Origin of the sequence: Psychrobacillus sp. FSL K6-2365 (genome assembly GCF_038003165.1) — a bacterium.
Classification (GTDB): Bacteria; Bacillota; Bacilli; order Bacillales_A; family Planococcaceae; genus Psychrobacillus; species Psychrobacillus psychrodurans.
On record NZ_JBBOOO010000001.1, the window covers coordinates 2,993,167 to 3,011,853 of the forward strand.

The 18,687-nt window shown below is 35.6% G+C and carries 17 protein-coding genes; 7 read left to right on the top strand and 10 right to left on the bottom strand.

Annotation, left to right across the window (positions count from 1 at the left end; genetic code table 11):
• Positions 1-613 precede the first annotated feature (613 nt).
• Positions 614-1,333, top strand: coding sequence for an MgtC/SapB family protein (locus tag MKY29_RS14985; protein WP_241599527.1), 720 nt, complete (start codon positions 614-616; stop codon positions 1,331-1,333).
• Between the two features lie 13 nt (positions 1,334-1,346).
• Positions 1,347-2,336: a cation diffusion facilitator family transporter gene (locus tag MKY29_RS14990; RefSeq protein ID WP_090567227.1), complete on the top strand. Its 990-nt coding sequence runs from the start codon at positions 1,347-1,349 to the stop codon at positions 2,334-2,336.
• A 74-nt stretch (positions 2,337-2,410) separates the two neighbouring features.
• Here the strand turns inward: MKY29_RS14990 and MKY29_RS14995 are convergent, their stop codons facing one another.
• The 4 genes from MKY29_RS14995 to pruA form a co-directional block, all read right to left on the bottom strand.
• Entirely contained in the window at positions 2,411-3,574 is a 1,164-nt protein-coding gene (locus MKY29_RS14995; RefSeq protein ID WP_093494877.1) for an iron-containing alcohol dehydrogenase, read from the bottom strand.
• Between the two features lie 81 nt (positions 3,575-3,655).
• Positions 3,656-4,900: a Glu/Leu/Phe/Val family dehydrogenase gene (locus MKY29_RS15000; protein WP_093494878.1), complete on the bottom strand. Its 1,245-nt coding sequence runs from the start codon at positions 4,898-4,900 to the stop codon at positions 3,656-3,658.
• 82 nt (positions 4,901-4,982) lie between these two features.
• Positions 4,983-6,176, bottom strand: a complete 1,194-nt coding sequence (locus MKY29_RS15005) for an ornithine--oxo-acid transaminase (protein ID WP_093494879.1) — start codon at positions 6,174-6,176, stop codon at positions 4,983-4,985.
• Between the two features lie 63 nt (positions 6,177-6,239).
• Entirely contained in the window at positions 6,240-7,784 is a 1,545-nt protein-coding gene (gene pruA / locus MKY29_RS15010) for an L-glutamate gamma-semialdehyde dehydrogenase (protein ID WP_090567215.1), read from the bottom strand.
• Positions 7,785-7,921: 137 nt separating this feature from the next.
• On the opposite strand from pruA, the gene MKY29_RS15015 reads away from it, so the two are divergent.
• Positions 7,922-9,229: a sigma 54-interacting transcriptional regulator gene (locus MKY29_RS15015; protein WP_090567212.1), complete on the top strand. Its 1,308-nt coding sequence runs from the start codon at positions 7,922-7,924 to the stop codon at positions 9,227-9,229.
• Positions 9,230-9,476: 247 nt separating this feature from the next.
• On the opposite strand, the gene yugI is transcribed toward MKY29_RS15015, so the two are convergent.
• The 3 genes from yugI to MKY29_RS15030 form a co-directional block, all read right to left on the bottom strand.
• Complete coding sequence (yugI, locus tag MKY29_RS15020; RefSeq protein ID WP_090567210.1) at positions 9,477-9,851, bottom strand: S1 domain-containing post-transcriptional regulator GSP13; 375 nt, start codon at positions 9,849-9,851, stop codon at positions 9,477-9,479.
• A gap of 75 nt (positions 9,852-9,926) precedes the next feature.
• A complete protein-coding gene (locus MKY29_RS15025; protein ID WP_340880182.1) occupies positions 9,927-12,062 on the bottom strand; it encodes a hypothetical protein in 2,136 nt (711 codons plus the stop codon).
• Complete coding sequence (locus MKY29_RS15030; protein WP_241599521.1) at positions 12,052-12,609, bottom strand: RNA polymerase sigma factor; 558 nt, start codon at positions 12,607-12,609, stop codon at positions 12,052-12,054. Before MKY29_RS15030 ends, MKY29_RS15025 begins: the two co-directional genes overlap by 11 nt.
• A 128-nt stretch (positions 12,610-12,737) precedes the next feature.
• Here MKY29_RS15030 and MKY29_RS15035 point away from each other — a divergent pair, with 128 nt between their 5' ends.
• Together MKY29_RS15035 and MKY29_RS15040 are read left to right on the top strand one after the other, a co-directional pair.
• Complete coding sequence (locus tag MKY29_RS15035; RefSeq protein ID WP_241599520.1) at positions 12,738-14,075, top strand: sodium-dependent transporter; 1,338 nt, start codon at positions 12,738-12,740, stop codon at positions 14,073-14,075.
• Positions 14,076-14,165: 90 nt separating this feature from the next.
• Positions 14,166-14,378: a helix-turn-helix domain-containing protein gene (locus MKY29_RS15040; protein ID WP_090567197.1), complete on the top strand. Its 213-nt coding sequence runs from the start codon at positions 14,166-14,168 to the stop codon at positions 14,376-14,378.
• Positions 14,379-14,423: 45 nt separating this feature from the next.
• Here the strand turns inward: MKY29_RS15040 and MKY29_RS15045 are convergent, their stop codons facing one another.
• Positions 14,424-14,684, bottom strand: coding sequence for a DUF1871 family protein (locus MKY29_RS15045; protein WP_090567194.1), 261 nt, complete (start codon positions 14,682-14,684; stop codon positions 14,424-14,426).
• A gap of 75 nt (positions 14,685-14,759) precedes the next feature.
• On the opposite strand from MKY29_RS15045, the gene MKY29_RS15050 reads away from it, so the two are divergent.
• Positions 14,760-15,926 carry a MalY/PatB family protein gene (locus tag MKY29_RS15050; RefSeq protein WP_241599518.1) on the top strand — a complete coding sequence of 389 codons (1,167 nt, stop codon included), beginning with the start codon at positions 14,760-14,762 and terminating at the stop codon, positions 15,924-15,926.
• Positions 15,927-16,168: 242 nt separating this feature from the next.
• Here MKY29_RS15050 and MKY29_RS15055 read toward each other — a convergent pair whose 3' ends face one another.
• Together MKY29_RS15055 and MKY29_RS15060 are read right to left on the bottom strand one after the other, a co-directional pair.
• Positions 16,169-16,372, bottom strand: a complete 204-nt coding sequence (locus MKY29_RS15055; protein WP_241599515.1) for a hypothetical protein — start codon at positions 16,370-16,372, stop codon at positions 16,169-16,171.
• A 16-nt stretch (positions 16,373-16,388) separates the two neighbouring features.
• Entirely contained in the window at positions 16,389-17,126 is a 738-nt protein-coding gene (locus MKY29_RS15060) for a peptidylprolyl isomerase (RefSeq protein ID WP_093494883.1), read from the bottom strand.
• Positions 17,127-17,262: 136 nt separating this feature from the next.
• On the opposite strand from MKY29_RS15060, the gene MKY29_RS15065 reads away from it, so the two are divergent.
• Complete coding sequence (locus tag MKY29_RS15065; RefSeq protein WP_241599513.1) at positions 17,263-18,498, top strand: MFS transporter; 1,236 nt, start codon at positions 17,263-17,265, stop codon at positions 18,496-18,498.
• The last annotated feature ends 189 nt before the right edge of the window (positions 18,499-18,687 follow it).

Genomic DNA, 18,687 nt, shown 5'->3' on the forward strand with positions numbered 1-18,687 from the left:
CAAAATTGTTTTGCTATCATACTAACTAAGTTAGTTGATAAGCTGTATGTCTTAACGTTTTGCATGTTCAGTTTTCAATGTTCATATTGTTCAAGTCGTTTTAGCGACTTTATTAGTATAACTTATTTCAGATTTGATGTCAAACATTTTTTTGGAGTTTTTCAAGTTGTTTGTATCTCGTTCCGAAGGACAAGTATTAATATACATCGTATAGAAATAAAAAGCAACCCTTTTTATAAAAAAACCTTAAATAACTTATAAACTATTGCACTCCTGCCCCTCTACATATATCAAAACTAGATTACTCATTGTAATTAATTACGGGTTTTTCCCTACTTATAGCTCTTCTATAACTTGTCTAACTAAAATATGAATATATTCTATACTTTAATAAATATTAGTTTGAGTAATAGAAAACTCCTGAATCAATAAAATGAATTGAGGGCTGAATCATATACCGAAGAACTACAGCGCTTTATTTTAACTCATTCTATACTTATAATAAAGAAACAAGAAATCTACCAATATATCCTTTCCAAAATAATAGCAGTTAATAGTAGAAAGTACATAAAAATCCTCAAACTCTATAATGAAATCAAGGGGGGAATTATTGATGGAATGGCTAAACCACCTTAGTAATTATAATGAAATTATATTTAAATTAATTTTTGCTGCATTATTAAGTTTAATCATTGGTATAGAGAGGGAACTAAAAAAGAAACCGATTGGTTTAAAGACGAGTATAGTAATCGCTACATTTAGCTGTCTTCTAACCTACATATCCATTGAAGCAGCTTATAAAGCCATTCCCAATGACACAATAAATATTACGATGGATCCTTTGCGTTTAGCAGCACAAATAGTAAGTGGTATAGGTTTTCTCGGAGCAGGGGTTATATTGCGCAAAGGCAATGATAGTATAACTGGCTTAACTACTGCCGCAATGATATGGGGAGCCGGGGGAATTGGAATAGCTGTTGGTGCAGGATTTTATGTTGAATCGGCTATTAGTGTAATTATTGTAATAGTGGGTATTGAATTGATACCACCCCTTCTTACTAAAATTGGTCCAAAACGATTAAGATCGAAGGAGTTATCACTAACAGTTTTAGTAGGAAATCCAGAAAGTATTCCTAAAGTATATGACTTTTTGCAAGGAAGCGGTGTTTATATAGAAAGCATCCGCATTAAAGACGTTACTTTAGACAATAATACTGTTAAACATGAAATGGATATGCGATTGTCCATAATTACTAATAAAAATACGGCTGAATTCTACGCAACAATAAAAAAACAAAAATTTATTGAAACGGTAGACGTAGAATCGATTTAAAAGGAGCTATCATATGGGAGAATTATTCAAGTTATTAAAAGATGGGAACAAGCCTTCTTTATTAGCAGCAATTGTAAATACTATTATTGCTTTATTAAAAGGTGGGGCATTTTTCTTTACTGGAAATGTAGCAATGTTTGCGGAAATGATGCACTCCATTGGAGATGCAGCAAACCAATTCTTTGTTTACATCGGTTCATCATTGTCTAAAAAAGCACCCACGCCAAGATTTCCAAATGGTTTTGGACGTTTAGTAAACCTAGTTTGTTTAGGCGCTGTAATTATTGTTGGAATATTATCTTATGAGACTATTATTGAGGGTTGGCATCATATTCAACATCCAACCGAATCTACAGGTGTAGCAATAACCCTCAGCGTACTTGCAATTGCCATTGTGTTAGAGTTTGTAGTTCTTTACAAAGCAGGGAAAGAAATATTGCACGAAGTAGGTGTAAAAGGTACACTCCTTTCGCCACTAACAACAAGTTTTGCTAACTTAAGCAGAGCTAAACCTGCAACAAAGCTTGTTTTTATGGAGGATTTAGTTGCAACATCAGGAGGTATCTTAGCATTTGTGGCTGTGCTAATTTCCCACTTCACTGGATTCTTACAAGCAGAAGGTATTGCATCTATTATGATCGGTATAATGATGTTCTATGTAGTAGGAAAAGTATTCCTAGATAACGCTAGAGGTGCACTAGGGGAAACCGATGAGCAAATGCTTGTTCATATTGCTCATATAGTATCTGAAAATGAACATGTAAAAGATATACAAAAGCTTGAGGTTATTAAAGAAGGTGAATATCTCCATGTTGAAATAATTATAGAGATAGATCCTAAATATACATTTGCAGAGGTAGACGATATTAGCGACACTATAAAAGAATTGATATTAACTCAACAAGGAGTAACGGATATTACAATCTCATTTGATGAGGACGATGGAATCAGAACATGGACTCAACATAAGGATGAACGTACTGTTTTAAAAACACGTGATTAAAGTTTGGAGAGCATTTACAAATAGTAACAAAAAACCACATGACGAGTTGTCATGTGGTTTTTGGATTCATACTTTTAAAGACAAGCTGTTAAAATTGTTTTAGTGTCTTCTGCATTAAGCTTTTGGAAATTACCATACTCACCATAAACCATTGCTTTTTCAACCATAAGGTCAATTTTGCTATCATCTATATTATAATCAGCTAATGTAGATGGCGCGTTTAAAGAATTCCAAAATTCCTCTAAGCGATCGATTCCTTCAAATGCTACTTCTTCTACAGATTTACCTTCAGGATTCACTTTAAAAACATTTGTTGCAAGCTTAGCAAAACGTTGTGGATTTACTTTTACGTTATGACGCATCCATCTAGGAAAAACGATAGCCAATCCACCGCCATGTGGAATATCATAAACAGCTGAGATTGCATGTTCTAGATTATGACTTGCCCAGTCACCGTTATAACCCATTTGCAAGAAGCCATTTAAACCTATTGTGCCTGCAAACAATATAGTTTCCCTATACTCATAGTTTGTAAGGTCATTGATAAGTTTTGGCCCTACTTCTATAACTGAACGTAGAGTTCCTTCTATCATTTCGTCTTGAACAGGAGTATTTGTTGCGTTGTTGTAGTATTGCTCAAACATATGGGACATCATATCTACTATTCCGTAAACTGTTTGATCAAGAGGAACTGTGAACGTGTTTACAGGATCTAAAATAGAAAATTTAGGATAAACTAAAGGGCTTCCCCAGCCATACTTTTCTAATGTATCTTCATTAGTAATAACAGACCCAGAATTCATCTCTGAACCAGTTGCTGCAAGAGTTAATATTGTACCAAAAGGCAGTGCTTCTTGTGGAATCGCTTTGCGTGTAACAAAATCCCAAGGATCTCCGTCATATTTAGCCGCAGCAGCAATAAGCTTAGTACAATCTATCACTGAGCCCCCACCAACTGCGAGTATTACATCAATACCTTCCTTTTTACAAATATCAGCACCCCGTTTTGCAGTTGCCAATCTAGGATTTGGTTCCACACCCGCTAATTCAAATATTTCCATACCTGCTTCTTTTAATTCGACCATTACCTGGTCGTATAATCCATTTTTCTTTATACTACCTCCACCGTAAACAACAAGAACTTTCTTTCCGTAGGGAGATAACTCCACTTTAAGCTTGCTTATTTGATTTTTACCAAAAATCAATTTCACAGGGTTATAAAATGAAAAAGCGTTCATCTAACATCCTCCTTTTTCCATACTTTCTTAATAATAAAAAAACCGCTTGTAAAATACAAGCGGATCACCTTACTATTATGTTTAAACCCAACCACGGAAACGGGATGCTTCTGCAGTTTTACGTACTCCAACCATATAAGCAGCTAAACGCATATCAATATTACGAGTCGTTGCAACTTCGTAAATGTTTTGGAATGCTTCAACCATTTTCTTTACTAGTTTTTCGTCTACTTCATCTTCAGTCCAGTAGTAACCTTGGTTATTCTGAACCCACTCAAAGTAAGAAACAGTTACTCCACCAGCACTAGCTAAAACGTCAGGGACTAATAGAATTCCTCTATCATAAAGAATTTTAGTACCTTCAGTTGTAGTTGGCCCATTTGCTGCCTCTACTACGATATTAGCTTTAATATTATGAGCGTTCTCTGCAGTAATTTGGTTTTCAATAGCAGCAGGAACTAAAATATCACAATCTAATTCTAATAACTCTTGGTTAGAAATCGTATTTTCAAACAGAGTTGTTACGGTTCCAAAGCTATCACGACGATCTAATAGATAGTCAATGTCTAAACCATTTGGATCATGTAAAGCTCCGTATGCATCAGAAATAGCAATTACCTTTGCACCTTGATCACTCAAAAACTTAGCTAGGAAGCTACCTGCATTACCAAAACCTTGGATTACAACACGTGCACCTTGCATGTCAATGTTGCGTCTTTTCGCTGCTTCATTGATAACAATAGTAACACCCTGAGCAGTTGCACGGTCACGACCTTGCGAACCACCAAGTACAAGTGGTTTCCCAGTGATGAAGCCAGGTGAATTGAATTGGTCCATACGGCTATATTCATCCATCATCCATGCCATGATTTGAGCATTTGTAAATACGTCTGGAGCAGGGATATCTTTTGTCGGTCCAACGATTTGTCCAACTGCACGTACATATCCACGGCTTAGACGTTCGATTTCTCCCATTGACATCTCACGTGGATCACAAACAACTCCACCTTTACCTCCACCATAAGGAAGATCAACAATACCAGCTTTTAAAGTCATCCACATAGATAGGGCTTTCATTTCATCTGGTGTTACACCCGGATGAAAACGAACTCCTCCTTTTGTAGGTCCAACAGCATCATTATGTTGTGAACGGTATCCAGTAAATACTTTCACTGTGTTGTCATCCATACGTACAGGAATTCGAACTTCTAACATACGTAGTGGTTCTTTTAATAAGTCATACATTGCTTCGTCATAACCAAGTTTGTTCAGAGCCTCTTTAATGACAGCCTGGGTTGATGTGAACAGGTTTAAATTTTCAGCCATTTTAATTTTTCGCCTCTTTAATTTAATATTATTTCTTCGGAATAATTGTAACATAGAATTGTTGAAATTTGTCTAAGAATTATTATTTATTGAATACTTTTTGAATTCTTTCGATAGCCCAATCTAACTCTTCTTTTGAAATGATTAGAGGTGGAGCAAAACGAATTACTGTATCATGAGTTTCTTTACATAATAATCCTAGTTCTTTTAACTCCTCACAGAATGAACGTGCTTCAACTGTTAATTCCATTCCGATAAATAAACCGCGACCACGAACGTCTTTAATAGAAGGATGTTTAATATCTCTCAATGCATCCATAAAATAATTACCTAATTCAAGAGAACGATCAGCTAATTTTTCATCCACTAGGACATCTAAAGCTGCTAAAGAAACAGCGCATGCCATAGGGTTACCACCAAATGTAGATCCATGAGAGCCAGGGTTAAATACACTTAAAATTTCTTTATTTGCAACGATACATGAGATTGGGAATACTCCACCACCTAATGCTTTTCCTAAAATATACATGTCTGGGTCTACTTCTTCCCACTCACATGCAAACATTTTACCAGTACGGCATAAACCAGCTTGGATTTCGTCTGCGATAAATAACACATTATTCTCACGACATAATTCACGTGCAGCTTTCATGAAACCAGCAGGAGGAATAATAATTCCAGCTTCCCCTTGAATCGGTTCGATTAAGAAAGCAGCTGTATTTGGTGTAATTGCAGCTTTTAATGCTTCTAAATCACCGTACGGAATTAATTTAATACCAGGAAGCAATGGTCCGAATCCTCGTTTGTACTCAGGGTCAGACGAAAGTGAAACTGCTCCCATAGTACGGCCGTGGAAGTTTCCATTACAAGCAATTACTTCTGCTTGGTCAGCTTCAACGCCTTTAACATCATATGCCCATCTACGAGCTGCTTTAAATGCAGTTTCAACTGCTTCTGCACCAGTATTCATTGGTAATACCATATCTTTTCCTGTTAACTCACTAACTTTTTCATACCAAGGACCTAATTGATCATTGTGGAAGGCACGAGAAGTTAAAGTTACACGATCAGCTTGGTCTTTTAACGCTTGAATAATTTTTGGATGGCGATGCCCTTGGTTTACTGCCGAATATGCTGATAGCATATCCATGTATTTGTTGCCTTCAGGATCTTTTACCCAAACCCCTTCAGCTTCTGATACTACGATTGGAAGTGGGTTATAGTTGTTTGCACCAAATTTGTTCGTTTGCTCAATCACTTGTGATGAAATAGTCATTCACTCATTACCCCTTTTATTTATAATGAAGGCAGACTTTAAATCAAGTCTGCCTTGAAAATCTTAAAGCATTTCAGATGTTGTTTTTGCTTGCATATGAAGTTGTACATAATCTGGTCCGCCAGCTTTTGAATCTGTACCAGACATATTGAATCCACCGAATGGTTGGTACCCAACAATAGCACCAGTACATCCACGGTTAAAGTATAAGTTACCAACATGGAAGTCTTCACGCGCTTTTTCTTGGTTTAAACGGTTGTTTGTAATAACAGCTCCTGTCAAACCATATTCAGTATTATTAGCAATTTCAAGCGCCTCATCGAAATCTTTTGCTTTAGAAATACCGACAACTGGTCCGAATATTTCTTCTTGCATAATACGTGCTGTTGGAGATAGATCAGCAATTACAGTTGGTTGGATAAAGAATCCTTTAGAATCATCACCAGTACCACCAGTAATCAGACGACCTTCTTCTTTACCAATTTCGATATAACTCATAATTTTTTTGAATGAAGCACCATCAATAACTGGACCAACGAAATGCTCATCCTTATCAGGAATACCAACTGTTAAAGCGTTTGTTAATTCTTCTACACGGTTTAATACAGTATCGTAAACATCTTCTACGATTACTGCACGTGAACATGCAGAACATTTTTGACCACTGAATCCAAACGCGGATTTCACGATAGATTGGGCTGCTAATTCTAAATCAGCTTCTTTATCCACTATAATTGTATCTTTACCACCCATTTCAAGAATAGAACGCTTAATCCAAATTTGCCCTGGAGCTAATTTAGAAGATTTTTCAACGATTCCAAGACCTACATCACGTGAACCAGTGAAACTGATTAAACGCGTACGTGGGTGTTCTACCATGAAATCACCAATTTCAGCACCAGAACCTGGGATGAAGTTAACTACTCCTGGAAGCATACCCGCTTCTTCTAATACCTCTACAAATTTATAGGAAACAACTGGAGTTGTAGAAGCCGGCTTTAATAGTACAGTGTTACCTGCTACCATAGCAGCAACAGTAGTACCAGCCATGATTGCAAATGGGAAGTTCCAAGGTGAAATAACAACAGCAACACCTAGTGGAATATAGTTATATTGGTTATATTCGCCTGGACGACTTTCAACTGGTGCACCATTTTTTATACGTAACATCTCGCGACCATAATATTCTAAGAAGTCAATTCCTTCAGCAACTTCTACGTCAGCCTCGACCCAAGTTTTCCCTGCTTCTCTTGACAATAATGCGCTGAATTCAAATTTGCGGCGACGAATGATTGCTGCAGCTTTGAAAAGAACATCTGCACGTATTTCAGGTTTTACTTTTTTCCAAGTTTTGAATGTTTCATCTGCAATATCCATAGCTTTAGAAGCAATTTCTTTTGATGCTTTTGAAACAGCACCAACTAGTTCTTCTTTTTTTGCTGGATTATAAGATTTTATTTTAGCTTCTGTAGTAATACGTTCCCCACCAACGATTAATGGAAAATCATTTCCTAGGTATGCATCAACTACTTTGTAGCCTTCTTGAATTGCTTTTTTATTTTCTTCTTTTGAAAAATCTGTGAATGCTTCATGTTTGTAAGGTATCAAATGTATATCCTCCTTTAATTTGGGCGCAAAAAAAATTTGCAGTTTCTTTTAGTTTACATATATAATAATGCAAAAGATTGTTGCGTTTTTCAAGTAAAAAATTCTAAAATGTGAAATATTTTTTTGAGGTGAGCCATTTGGACGAACAAATAAAAGATTTTCTGCCGTTTTATAAATTTGCAACTGAGCAAGTAGCAGTAGGCATTCACGCTGTCGACTTATCCGGCAAAACGATTATTTACAACGAAAAAATGAAAGAAATTGAAGGGCTAAATTTAACAGATGTTGTCGACCGTTCCATATTTGAACTATTCCAATTTGAACAACAAGAGAGTACATTATTAAAAGTTTTACATAGTGGGGAACCAGTTTTACGTGCTAAACAGACCTACTGGAATCGAAATGGTCAGGAAATAACCACTATTAATGATACATACCCTATATGGCAAGATGAAAAACTTATAGGGGCAGTTGAATTTTCTCGTGATATAACTGCTTTAGAAAGACTAATTTATCAGCCTTTAAAACGATACAATGAGGCAATCACCCTTTCTAGCATTACTGCTGTTTCGACGGATATGCAGGAAGTATTAGAACGCTCGGTTAAAGCAGCACATGTAAGAATGCCAGTTCTCTTAGTTGGAGAAGCTGGTACTGGCAAGGATTTAATAGCTGAAGGTATTCACAATCAGCTTTCGCCTGTAAATAAACAGTTTATCTCTCTTTTTTGCCATAGCTCAGATAGTTTTTTAATAAACAAATTTCAAAAAGAGCTTTCTGATATCTCGCACTGTACAATATTTTGTGAAAGAATTGATTTATTATCCCTCGATTTACAAAATGAACTGTTGCAAATTCTTACTTCAAACGAAGCACGACAAAATTTATACATTGCAAGTATTGGCGATGATCCGGTAGATCTTATATCCACTAATAAGTTAAGCAAGGAATTATATTATTATTTCGCCCAGGTAACAATAAGCATTCCTCCTTTACGTAAACGAACTGAGGATATTTTACCCTTTACGTATGATTACTTTAATCGATATTTAAATCGCTATGGCTCCACTATTAATGAAATTGATGACGATGTTATCCAAGCTTTTTTAATGTATGAATGGCCAGGAAATCTAAAAGAATTGGAATTACTTTTGGATGAAATAAGCTCAATGGTAACTACTGAGCAAATTTTAAAGTTTGATATGTTGCCTCTACACTTTAAGATGAAGGTTCAGGATTTTAACGAGACTCTAGGAAAAGCAGAGGATTTTGTTATTACTTCTGATAAGGAATTAGTTCCACTTGATGAGTATTTACGTTCTGCAGAAATGTATTATCTGCAAAAAGCTTTAGATAAATTCGATGGGAATATTACCAAAGCTGCCGAAGCCCTCGGAATGAGCAGACAAAATTTGCAATACAGGATACGTAAGATGAAGAAGTAAGGCTTGGACTTTTTCAGGGTTGGTCGTGATTTGCTCTTACCGCTAACCCAAATCTACGTTTACTTGCTTCCACTTGTTATTTACTTGCTCTCCATTCTGGTTTACTTGCACTAATGGTTAAAATACTTGCTCTCTAACTTCTAATACTTGCTCATGAGTAGCATATACTTGCTAAACGGATAAATTCCCCAATTATCTAAAAGCAAAAAAGATTTATACAGTGGTTTTCATCACTGTATAAATCCTTTTATAGTGCCGATTTTTTAATCCAGTCGGCTAATTTTTCTTTCAATGTATTAAATCCTTCCTCATCATGTTCATCTACGCGATCTTGAAGTGATTTCCGAGGTCTATCATCACGTTTTGGTAGTGTTGGCTTTTCTTGAAGTACTCGCATTGATAAGCTAATTTTCCCTGCTTCATCGTCAATTTCTAGAATTTTCACCTCTACCTCTTGCCCTACAGTTAAAAATTCTTCCACTTCTTTTACATACCCGTATGTTATTTCTGAAATATGCACTAGGCCTTGTGTTTGCTCATCTAAACTAACAAAGGCTCCGTATGGCTGAATCCCTGTAACTTTACCCGTGACAACATCTCCTACCTTATAATTTTGAGTCATAATTTCGTTCCTACTTTCTTATATACGTTATAGTCATGTTAAATTATAACATAGTAGGAAGTATAACGGCAAAAATCACTGTATAGGCATAAAGGGCGGTCGCCATCCATTTTCCGTTTTGATGAGTTGAAATCCAATTACCTCATTCTCATCAGAACTCCGTCTATCGGATTGTTTCGTTAAGATTACTACTCCATAGTCCGCAGCATTTTGTATAAACTCCAGCTCTTTAAATTCAAGTTTAATATTATCAATAACCTGATGCTTTCCATTTAGATATTCATCTTTTGGAATTTGTATTTGTGTATCATCTTTTATATACAACTCGTATTGCGTTTCGTAATCCTTTAGCTGAATTGAGTAGTAATACAATCCCACAATTTCCTCAGGTGTGGCCTCCTTTAATGCTGTTTGATCATGTGTTCCTGCAAACGACTTATATAATGCATGCACTCGCTGAACAAATTCATCGTCCACTACAGTTGCGTTTGTTACAAAATAATCCTCTATCCCTTGAATCCTCCAAATATCATCACTTTCAAGGCGGAGAAGTAAATCGTAGCTGATTTGATTTTCTTTTTCCTGTCCAATATAAGTCTTTATATATTCATCATCTTGGATTAAATAGTCTTTATTAAAGTAGAGATTTTTAGAGCTTTCACGAATAATATTTTGAAGCACTGGATTTTCTAAAAATTCTTCTTTATCATACTGATTTTTAAAAGCACTAGTCATCAACTCCCACATCATTTCATGGTTATCTTGCTCATCAGCATAGTGATATAGGAGTATGATATCTACTGGTCCTACTCCGTGTAAGATTAACGGATTCAGGTTCTCATTAAATTTTTTATATAACTCATGTATTCCATACCTTGAATAGGGAGTAACTAAGCTTTTCTCTACTTCGTCAGGTAATATAGCAATCCAGTCTAATTTGTTGGTTTCTAATTTATTATCTAAAGCTAAGAGGTAAAAATCTCGCAGTTGCTCTATGTCTAACTGTTTATAAATCTCATTATATGTCCAATCATTTGATTTCATTGAAGCGACGACTGGCTCCATCAAAGCAGCTAATGGTGATGCACCAGGAATATTTACTAACGACTCCCAGGCCTTCCGGATATCCATATTAATTTTACTGTTTTCATTTAAGATATCACCTTCATCCGATGGGAATACAATCATTTGAGCAAGTTCAAAGTAATAATTTTCAAAGAGCGAATGCATAGCCGTATTTTCACTTGTATTTAGTAAAGTAAATTCAATATCTGCTAAATAATATCCTAGTAGAGATAACTCCTTTTCCTCCATTAGCTTGGATAATCCATCAGAGGCAGGAATTGAGTTGTAAAGCGCTAAATACCTTGCTTCATTCTCATCTAAAACTGCGAAAAGATCTCTTGTAAATAATACCCAGTCAGGTAAAATTTGAAATTTTGTTCCATCTACATTAACTGCTAATTTTAATCCTTCCTTAGGTAATACTTCAATCATGCTTTGTATTTCTTTTGGGAGATTATAACGATTGGCAATCATAATATGCTCACTTAGTCTTCCATCATGTTTTGCAATAGTATGAAGTACTTCTTCATTGTTTCGAATGATTTCTTCATAGTAGAAGATCAAATGCTCCGTTTTAGTGACAAAATCATCCACAAAATAGGAGCTTTCTTTACTATTAACTTTACCTGATTTTTTAGCTATCTCTATCATTTCTGAAGGTAGATTTAATCCCTCAATAGCTAAATCATAAGCTTCACTAATAGATATATTATCATTTTCCCCTTCTAAAGTACCTGGGTCTATTTGTGACGTGAAAATATTATCAGCGTACTGCACAAATCCTAAAGTATTAAATTCTACCTCATTCATATGTAGAATTTTTTGACGTTTTAATCGTTCGTCATTATATCGTTTTTTAAGTTTCTCAATCTCTTTATCACTATAATTTTCATTCCTAGTAATTGAATCATCTGAGTCATTTAGGTAAGTCGTTCCCAATATCCCAATGACAAACACACTTGCAATACTCACTGCCCACACAGTAATTCGTTGCCATTTGGATCCTTTACTTTTATTTTCAACTGGAGCTATATTATTTTCATTTTCTATTTTCTGTAGAATCTCTTCAGTATCTACAGATGAAGGCAAGCGATCATAGGATGACTTTAAAAGGTTTAGGCGTTCTTCTAATTGTTTATCGTCCATGTCTAACTCCTCCATTCAACTGTAACGCTGATTTTAATAATGCCTTAGCTCTCAATTGACGTATTTTTATCGTCGATAGGGGTACATTTAATACTTCTGCAATTTGTTCATAGGATAATTCATGAAAGTAAAACATAATGATAGGATGACGATATTTTTCATCGAGTGATTGAATGGCTTTATGGAGTTCGCGGTCTTCTTCAAATACTAAAACTCGATCTTCTGCGGATTTAGACATATAAGTTTCTTTTATTCCTGTATTTAGCTTATGACTCTTTTCTTTTTCCTTTGTTTCTTTTCTGTAATAATCTCTAGCGGTGTTTAATGTGATTTTGTATAACCACGTGGTAAACCGATCACGCTGAAATTGATGTAAAAATCGGTATAGCTTCACGAAAACTTCTTGAGTTACATCCGGAATGTCATGAACCAGAACGCCACACTGAAATGCAAACTTTTCAACGGTCCTGTGATGTATATGTATAAGTTCTGTATATGCTGCTTTGTCCCCCTGTTGTGCTCGTTCTATTAACTCAAGCTCTAACATAATCCTCCCTCTTTCTCTTTACTCTACTGATGATACGAAAGATTGTTCTAGATTGTTTCACAAATCAGTTTACATTTTCTATAAGTCCTCGTGTACAATAAGACAGTCCTATTAAAGGAGGAATTCTCGTGACAAACCGAGATCATTTTGGATCTAAAATTGGATTTATATTAGCGGCAGCCGGAAGTGCAATTGGACTAGGTGCGATTTGGAAATTTCCATATATGGCGGGTACAAATGGAGGTAGTGTATTCGTAATTTTGTTTATTCTATGTACTTTTCTTATTGGTCTACCTATCTTGCTTGCTGAATTTGTAATTGGAAGAAAAGGCCAAGCAGATGCTGTTAGTGGCTTTAAAAAACTGGCACCTGGAAAACCTTGGTTTTTAATCGGTTGGGCAGGTTTTGCATTTTCTTTTATCATATTATCATTCTATAGTGTTGTTGGTGGTTGGATCTTATCTTATTTGTTCCGCGCTGTTACATTTAGTTTAAATGGGAATAATGAAACATTCTTTAATGACTTGTTTAATACAGTTATCTCAAATCCATGGGAGGTTGTAATTGCTCAGGCCACTTTCATTCTACTCACTATTTGGATTGTAGCGGGTGGGATCAAGGGTGGAATTGAGAAAGCCAGTAAATGGATGATGCCAATCCTGCTCATTTTCTTTGTTATTTTAGCAATTCGGTCTCTTACTTTAGATGGCGCTATCGAAGGGATTAAGTTTTTATTCGTACCAGATTGGTCATACTTCACATGGGAAACTGCTTTACTTGCTTTAGGTCAGGCTTTCTTCTCTTTAAGTGTTGGTGTTTCTGGAATGATTACTTATGCATCTTACTTACCGAAAGAAACTAAACTGGGATCGTCGGCAATGAGTGTATCTGTCTTGAATATCGGAATATCTATTATGGCAGGGCTCGTTATTTTTCCGGCAGTGTTTGCATTAGGCTTTTCCCCCGACGCAGGACCTGGCTTAGCATTTATAATAATTCCAGCAGTATTCGAGCAGATTATTTTTGGTCAATTTTTCTTAATTTTATTTTTCATATTACTTTTGTTTGCTACACTAACTTCTTCTATCAGCATGTTAGAAATAATTGTATCAATTGGGATCAAATCAAAATATGATAGAAGGAAACGAGCAGCCTGGGTATACGGATTCCTCATCTTCTTAGTTGGAATTCCAAGTGCCTTATCTTTTGGTGTACTATCAGACGTCGATATCCTAGGTATGTCCATCTTTGACTTCGCTGACTTCCTTACAAGTAGTATCGGATTACCGTTAGGAGCATTATTTATTTCATTATTTGCTGGTTTCCATTTTTCTAAGTCCATGCTAATCCATGAGCTTAGAATGAATAATTTTTTATTAAATTCTTGGTATATTATTGTACGTTTTGTCGCTCCGCTTGCAATAATCATCGTTTTTATTCAAGGTGCTTTGAAGTTATTAATGTAAAAATTGTACTTTTTCTGACAATAATATCAAAAGTTCTACGAAGAATTGTGTTATAATATAATAATAATTAAGACAGGAGTGGATGGAATCATGAAGAAAGATTTACATGAGCAATTACGTCAATTAAGAGAAGAGCGTAACATTACGCTAGAAACTCTTGCATTAAAAACAAGAATTGGTACTGGAAAGTTAGAAGCCTATGAATCAGGCGCAGAAACTCCATCAGTACAAACAATATTGAAATTGTCGAATGCACTTGAAGTTCCAGCTTCTAACTTATTAGACGGTCTTCAAGAAGTTTAATTTATAAAAAAAGCTTTCGGTTTAAAAACCGAAAGCTTTTTCGTTTTATATAATACATTTCATTTCATACTTTAACGCTATTAGTTTATAAGATATATCCACACATTTTTCTAAAGGAATCCATTCTTCAAAAGAATGTTCATAAATTTCCTGAATTCGTTTTGCCAATTCAGATGGGTGATCAATATTTTGCAAATATGCGACTACGTCTGCAGTTTCTGTTTCATAGGCATTTTCTCCAATGTGAAATGGGTCCCATTGTTGTAATGTCCAAACTGCTCTTCTATTCATCTCAATTGTGTCCATTTATTTTCACCTTACTAGTTTTATTAGATAGGGTTATAATAACATAATAAATACAAATTGAAAGGGGAAATTACTTTGTCTATTTTTTCTACTGTTTTTAATCGCCGAAATACATATTCAGCCAAATGGGATATGTTAGAGCAAGTATATTCTATCAACGATGCTTCGGAGGTACTACCTATGTGGGTAGCGGATATGGATTTTGCCATCCCATCCGTTATCATTGATGCGCTACATAAACGAATGGAACATCCAGTATTTGGTTATTCCATGGCGCCTGAAGAAACAAAATCATCTCTTACTAATTGGGTAGCTGAAAAGCATCAACTTACTATAAAAAATGAATGGATTCTGTTTCTTCATGGGGTCATTCCTGGAATAGCAGAAGCTATTGAAGCATTCACTGAAGTTGGGGATAAAGTTCTTATCCATACGCCGGTATATCCTCCATTCATGAGTGTACCTACAAATTTAGGTAGAAAAGTAGTCACTAGTCAGTTATTAGAAAAGAATAATTCCTACGAGATGGACTGGGAATCATTTGAAGACTGTTTAAAAAATGATGTGAAAGCTTTTATCTTATGTAATCCACATAATCCTGGTGGAAAGGTATGGAGCGAAAAAGACTTAACAAAGATAGCTAAACTTTGTCAACAATATAATGTTTTAATTTTGTCAGATGAAATTCACTCCGATCTTATTTTCGAACCAAATAAGCATATACCAATGCTTAAAGTGGCGGCAGATCCAAATAACATCATAACTTTTTTAGCACCTACAAAAACATTTAACCTAGCAGGAATTCAAGCTGCTACTATGGTTGTTCCCGATGAGAAAAAACGGAAGGTTTTAGAAAATCTTGAGATGAACCGTGGATATATGGGATTAAATATATTTTCTCTTACAGCACTCCAAACAGCATACGAACAGGGGAATCCTTGGCTAGAGGAACTGTTAGAAGTATTGACAGTAAACATGGATTACGTGGTAGAAAACCTCTCGAGATTAGATGGCATAAAGGTTTCCAAACCAGAGGGTACATATTTACTTTGGATCGATTATCGTGGGACTGGCCTTTCAGAAAAAGAAATGATGGATCGCCTTTTATCAGTTGGAAAACTCGCTTTAGAGCCTGGTTCTAAGTATGGAAAAGCTGGAGATGGATTTTTACGGATGAATGTGGCTTGTCCCCTCTCTACTGTAGAAGATGGAGTTGCCCGTTTCGTAAAATCATTGCAATAGACATAATATGAATAACAATATCTACTTTAAGAAAAGCGTATGCACTCTTTAAGAGAATTAAACCTATTTTTTACTGTCTTCGAAGTGCTACGCGGGATATCAGGAGGTTGATCGTGATGAATATCACGATCAACCTCTCTTTTTTCGGTGATCTTGTGAAGCTTATCTATTAAAATTGACACACTAAAAGACCCTCCATCACGAAAGGTCTTTTAGTATTTCTATTATCATAATGGAAACTTTCATTTAGGTTTATCTTGTTTTGCTTGCATAATTCTTTCTTCTAAAACTTTTGCTTTTTCTGCATCTTTTTTAGATTTTTTTAGCAGCCATCTAAAAACGAGCACGCATATAATCATTAAAACAACTAATTCTATTACTACAGGTATATATTCCGATTTATCTTCTGGAAAATATAAAAAAGCTAGATGTAAAAACGAGAACATATTTACACTCCTCTAATTATTTCTGAACAACTTCGATTGAATCTATAGTAATATCAACAACTGGCTTATCATTTGCATCAGTCTCAACTGCTGCCATCTGGTCTACTATATCTAAACCTTCAATTACTTGTCCAAATACTGTATGTTTTTGATCAAGATGAGGCGTACCACCCATTTTTTCGTATGCTTCAGCAATTTCCTTTGGCCATCCACCATCGATCATTTGCTGTGCTGTTGCAGGTGGTTCAGAAGCTTGAACGATAAAGAATTGACTACCATTTGTATTTGGTCCTGCGTTTGCCATTGAAAGAGCCCCTCTTAAATTAAAAAGATTCATGGAAAACTCATCCTCAAATTCTGCTCCGTAAATACTTTCTCCACCCATACCAGTACCAGTTGGATCTCCACCTTGAATCATGAAATCTTGAATAATTCGGTGAAATATCATTCCATCATAATAACCGTTTTCTGCATGTGTTAAGAAATTCTCCACTGTTTTTGGTGCTAGTTCAGGGAATAATTTTATCTTAATTGGTCCCATTGATGTATTCATTGTTACTAAAGCTTCGTTTGAAGCAATCTCTTTTGAAAGTTGTGGATACATTATTTTCTCTCCTTCTTGTTGGGTATCAGAATTTACAGTAGAATCCTCTTTTTCTACCTCTTCCTTCTGTGCGTTAGAATCATCTGTTCCACACGCACTTAAAAAGCAAATAGTTGTTGCTATACCTATTAGTAATAATATTTTTTTCATGAATTATTCACCCCAAATTAGTTTACCATAACAATACACCATAATTCAGTGACAAAGTATCTAACTTTCTTCGACCCACTAAATGTTCTATAATAGAAATAGAACAGTTACGCTACCATAGAAAGAAGGGATTTCAATGAGCGTACAAAAACGAAATTTTACGATCATGTGGTTTTCTATCTTTCTAGTTTCTGCCACTATGACGATGATAATGCCATTTTTATCATTATATATAAATACGATGGGAGATTTCTCCGAGGCTTATGTGCAAAAGTGGTCTGGACTAGTGTTCGGAGCTACATTTGTGTCTGCATTTTTAATGTCACCTATCTGGGGAAGAATCGCAGATAAATACGGGTATAAACCAATTCTTATCATTAATGGATTTGGGATTGCTCTAAGTGTCTTGCTAATGGGGTTTGTTAATTCTGTTGAAGCCTTCTTTGTCCTCCGTTTATTTATGGGAATCGTTACTGGATTTATCCCAACCTCCTTGGCCTTTATAAGCTCCCAAACTCCAAAGAATATCGCTGGAAAAACGATGGGTACATTACAGATGGGAAGTGTTTCTGGTACTCTTTTCGGTCCTATTATTGGTGGATTTCTAGCAGATACATTCGGTTTCCAATACACATTCATTATTACAGCAACAGCTGTTTCTATTGCGGCGTTAATCGTACTTTTGGGTATACATGAGATTCGAAAAGAGAAAAAAGCTGGTGACCACGAATATTCTAGAAAGACTGTTATTTCAAGTATATTTCATCACCGTCTCGTCCTAAATGTTCTAATGATTTCTTCGTTGATACAAATTGGACTGTTTAGTATTCAACCTCTCTTATCCTTATATGTTTCTCAATTAACTGACTCTAAGGAAGTTGCACTTCTCGCTGGTGTAACCTTTAGTGCGACCGGAGTCGGAAGTCTATTGTTTGCTAGAACTTGGGGGAAGCTCGGTGATTCGATTGGATATGAGAAGATATTATCCTTCCTTCTAATTCTTGCCTTTGTGTTTATCATTCCTCAGGCATTCGTGTCAGAACTATGGCAACTAATAATTCTACGGTTCTTATTCGGCATTGCCTCAGGTGGATTAATACCGATTACTACGGCTTTAATACGAAGAGAAGCCCCGATTGAGGTTCAAGGTGAACTAATGGGCTATAATACAAGTTTCCGCTTTTTAGGTAATATAATCGGGCCAATGTTTGGAGGCTTTATAAGTGGGTATATCGGTATTTCATCAGTCTTTTTTGTTACCGGTGCATTGTTCTTAATCGCATTTACAATCATCTACTTTGCTAGAAAGAAACCTCGAAAAGATTTTGAGGATGTATTGATAGAAGAAGAAATGCATGCAAAATTATCGTGAAGATAGCACACTTTCAATACCGAAAGTGTGCTATTCTTTTTATTAGAAAAGAATAATATTCTTTTTACTACTGTCCAGCCCCAGCCCCTAGACCATCGGATGGCTTCCAACTTGTGGTGTCCCTTAATCCAGGACAAACCTAGGTGCTTGCGCTTTTCTTATAAGATTATTGGAATTGGAGTGCAAGTT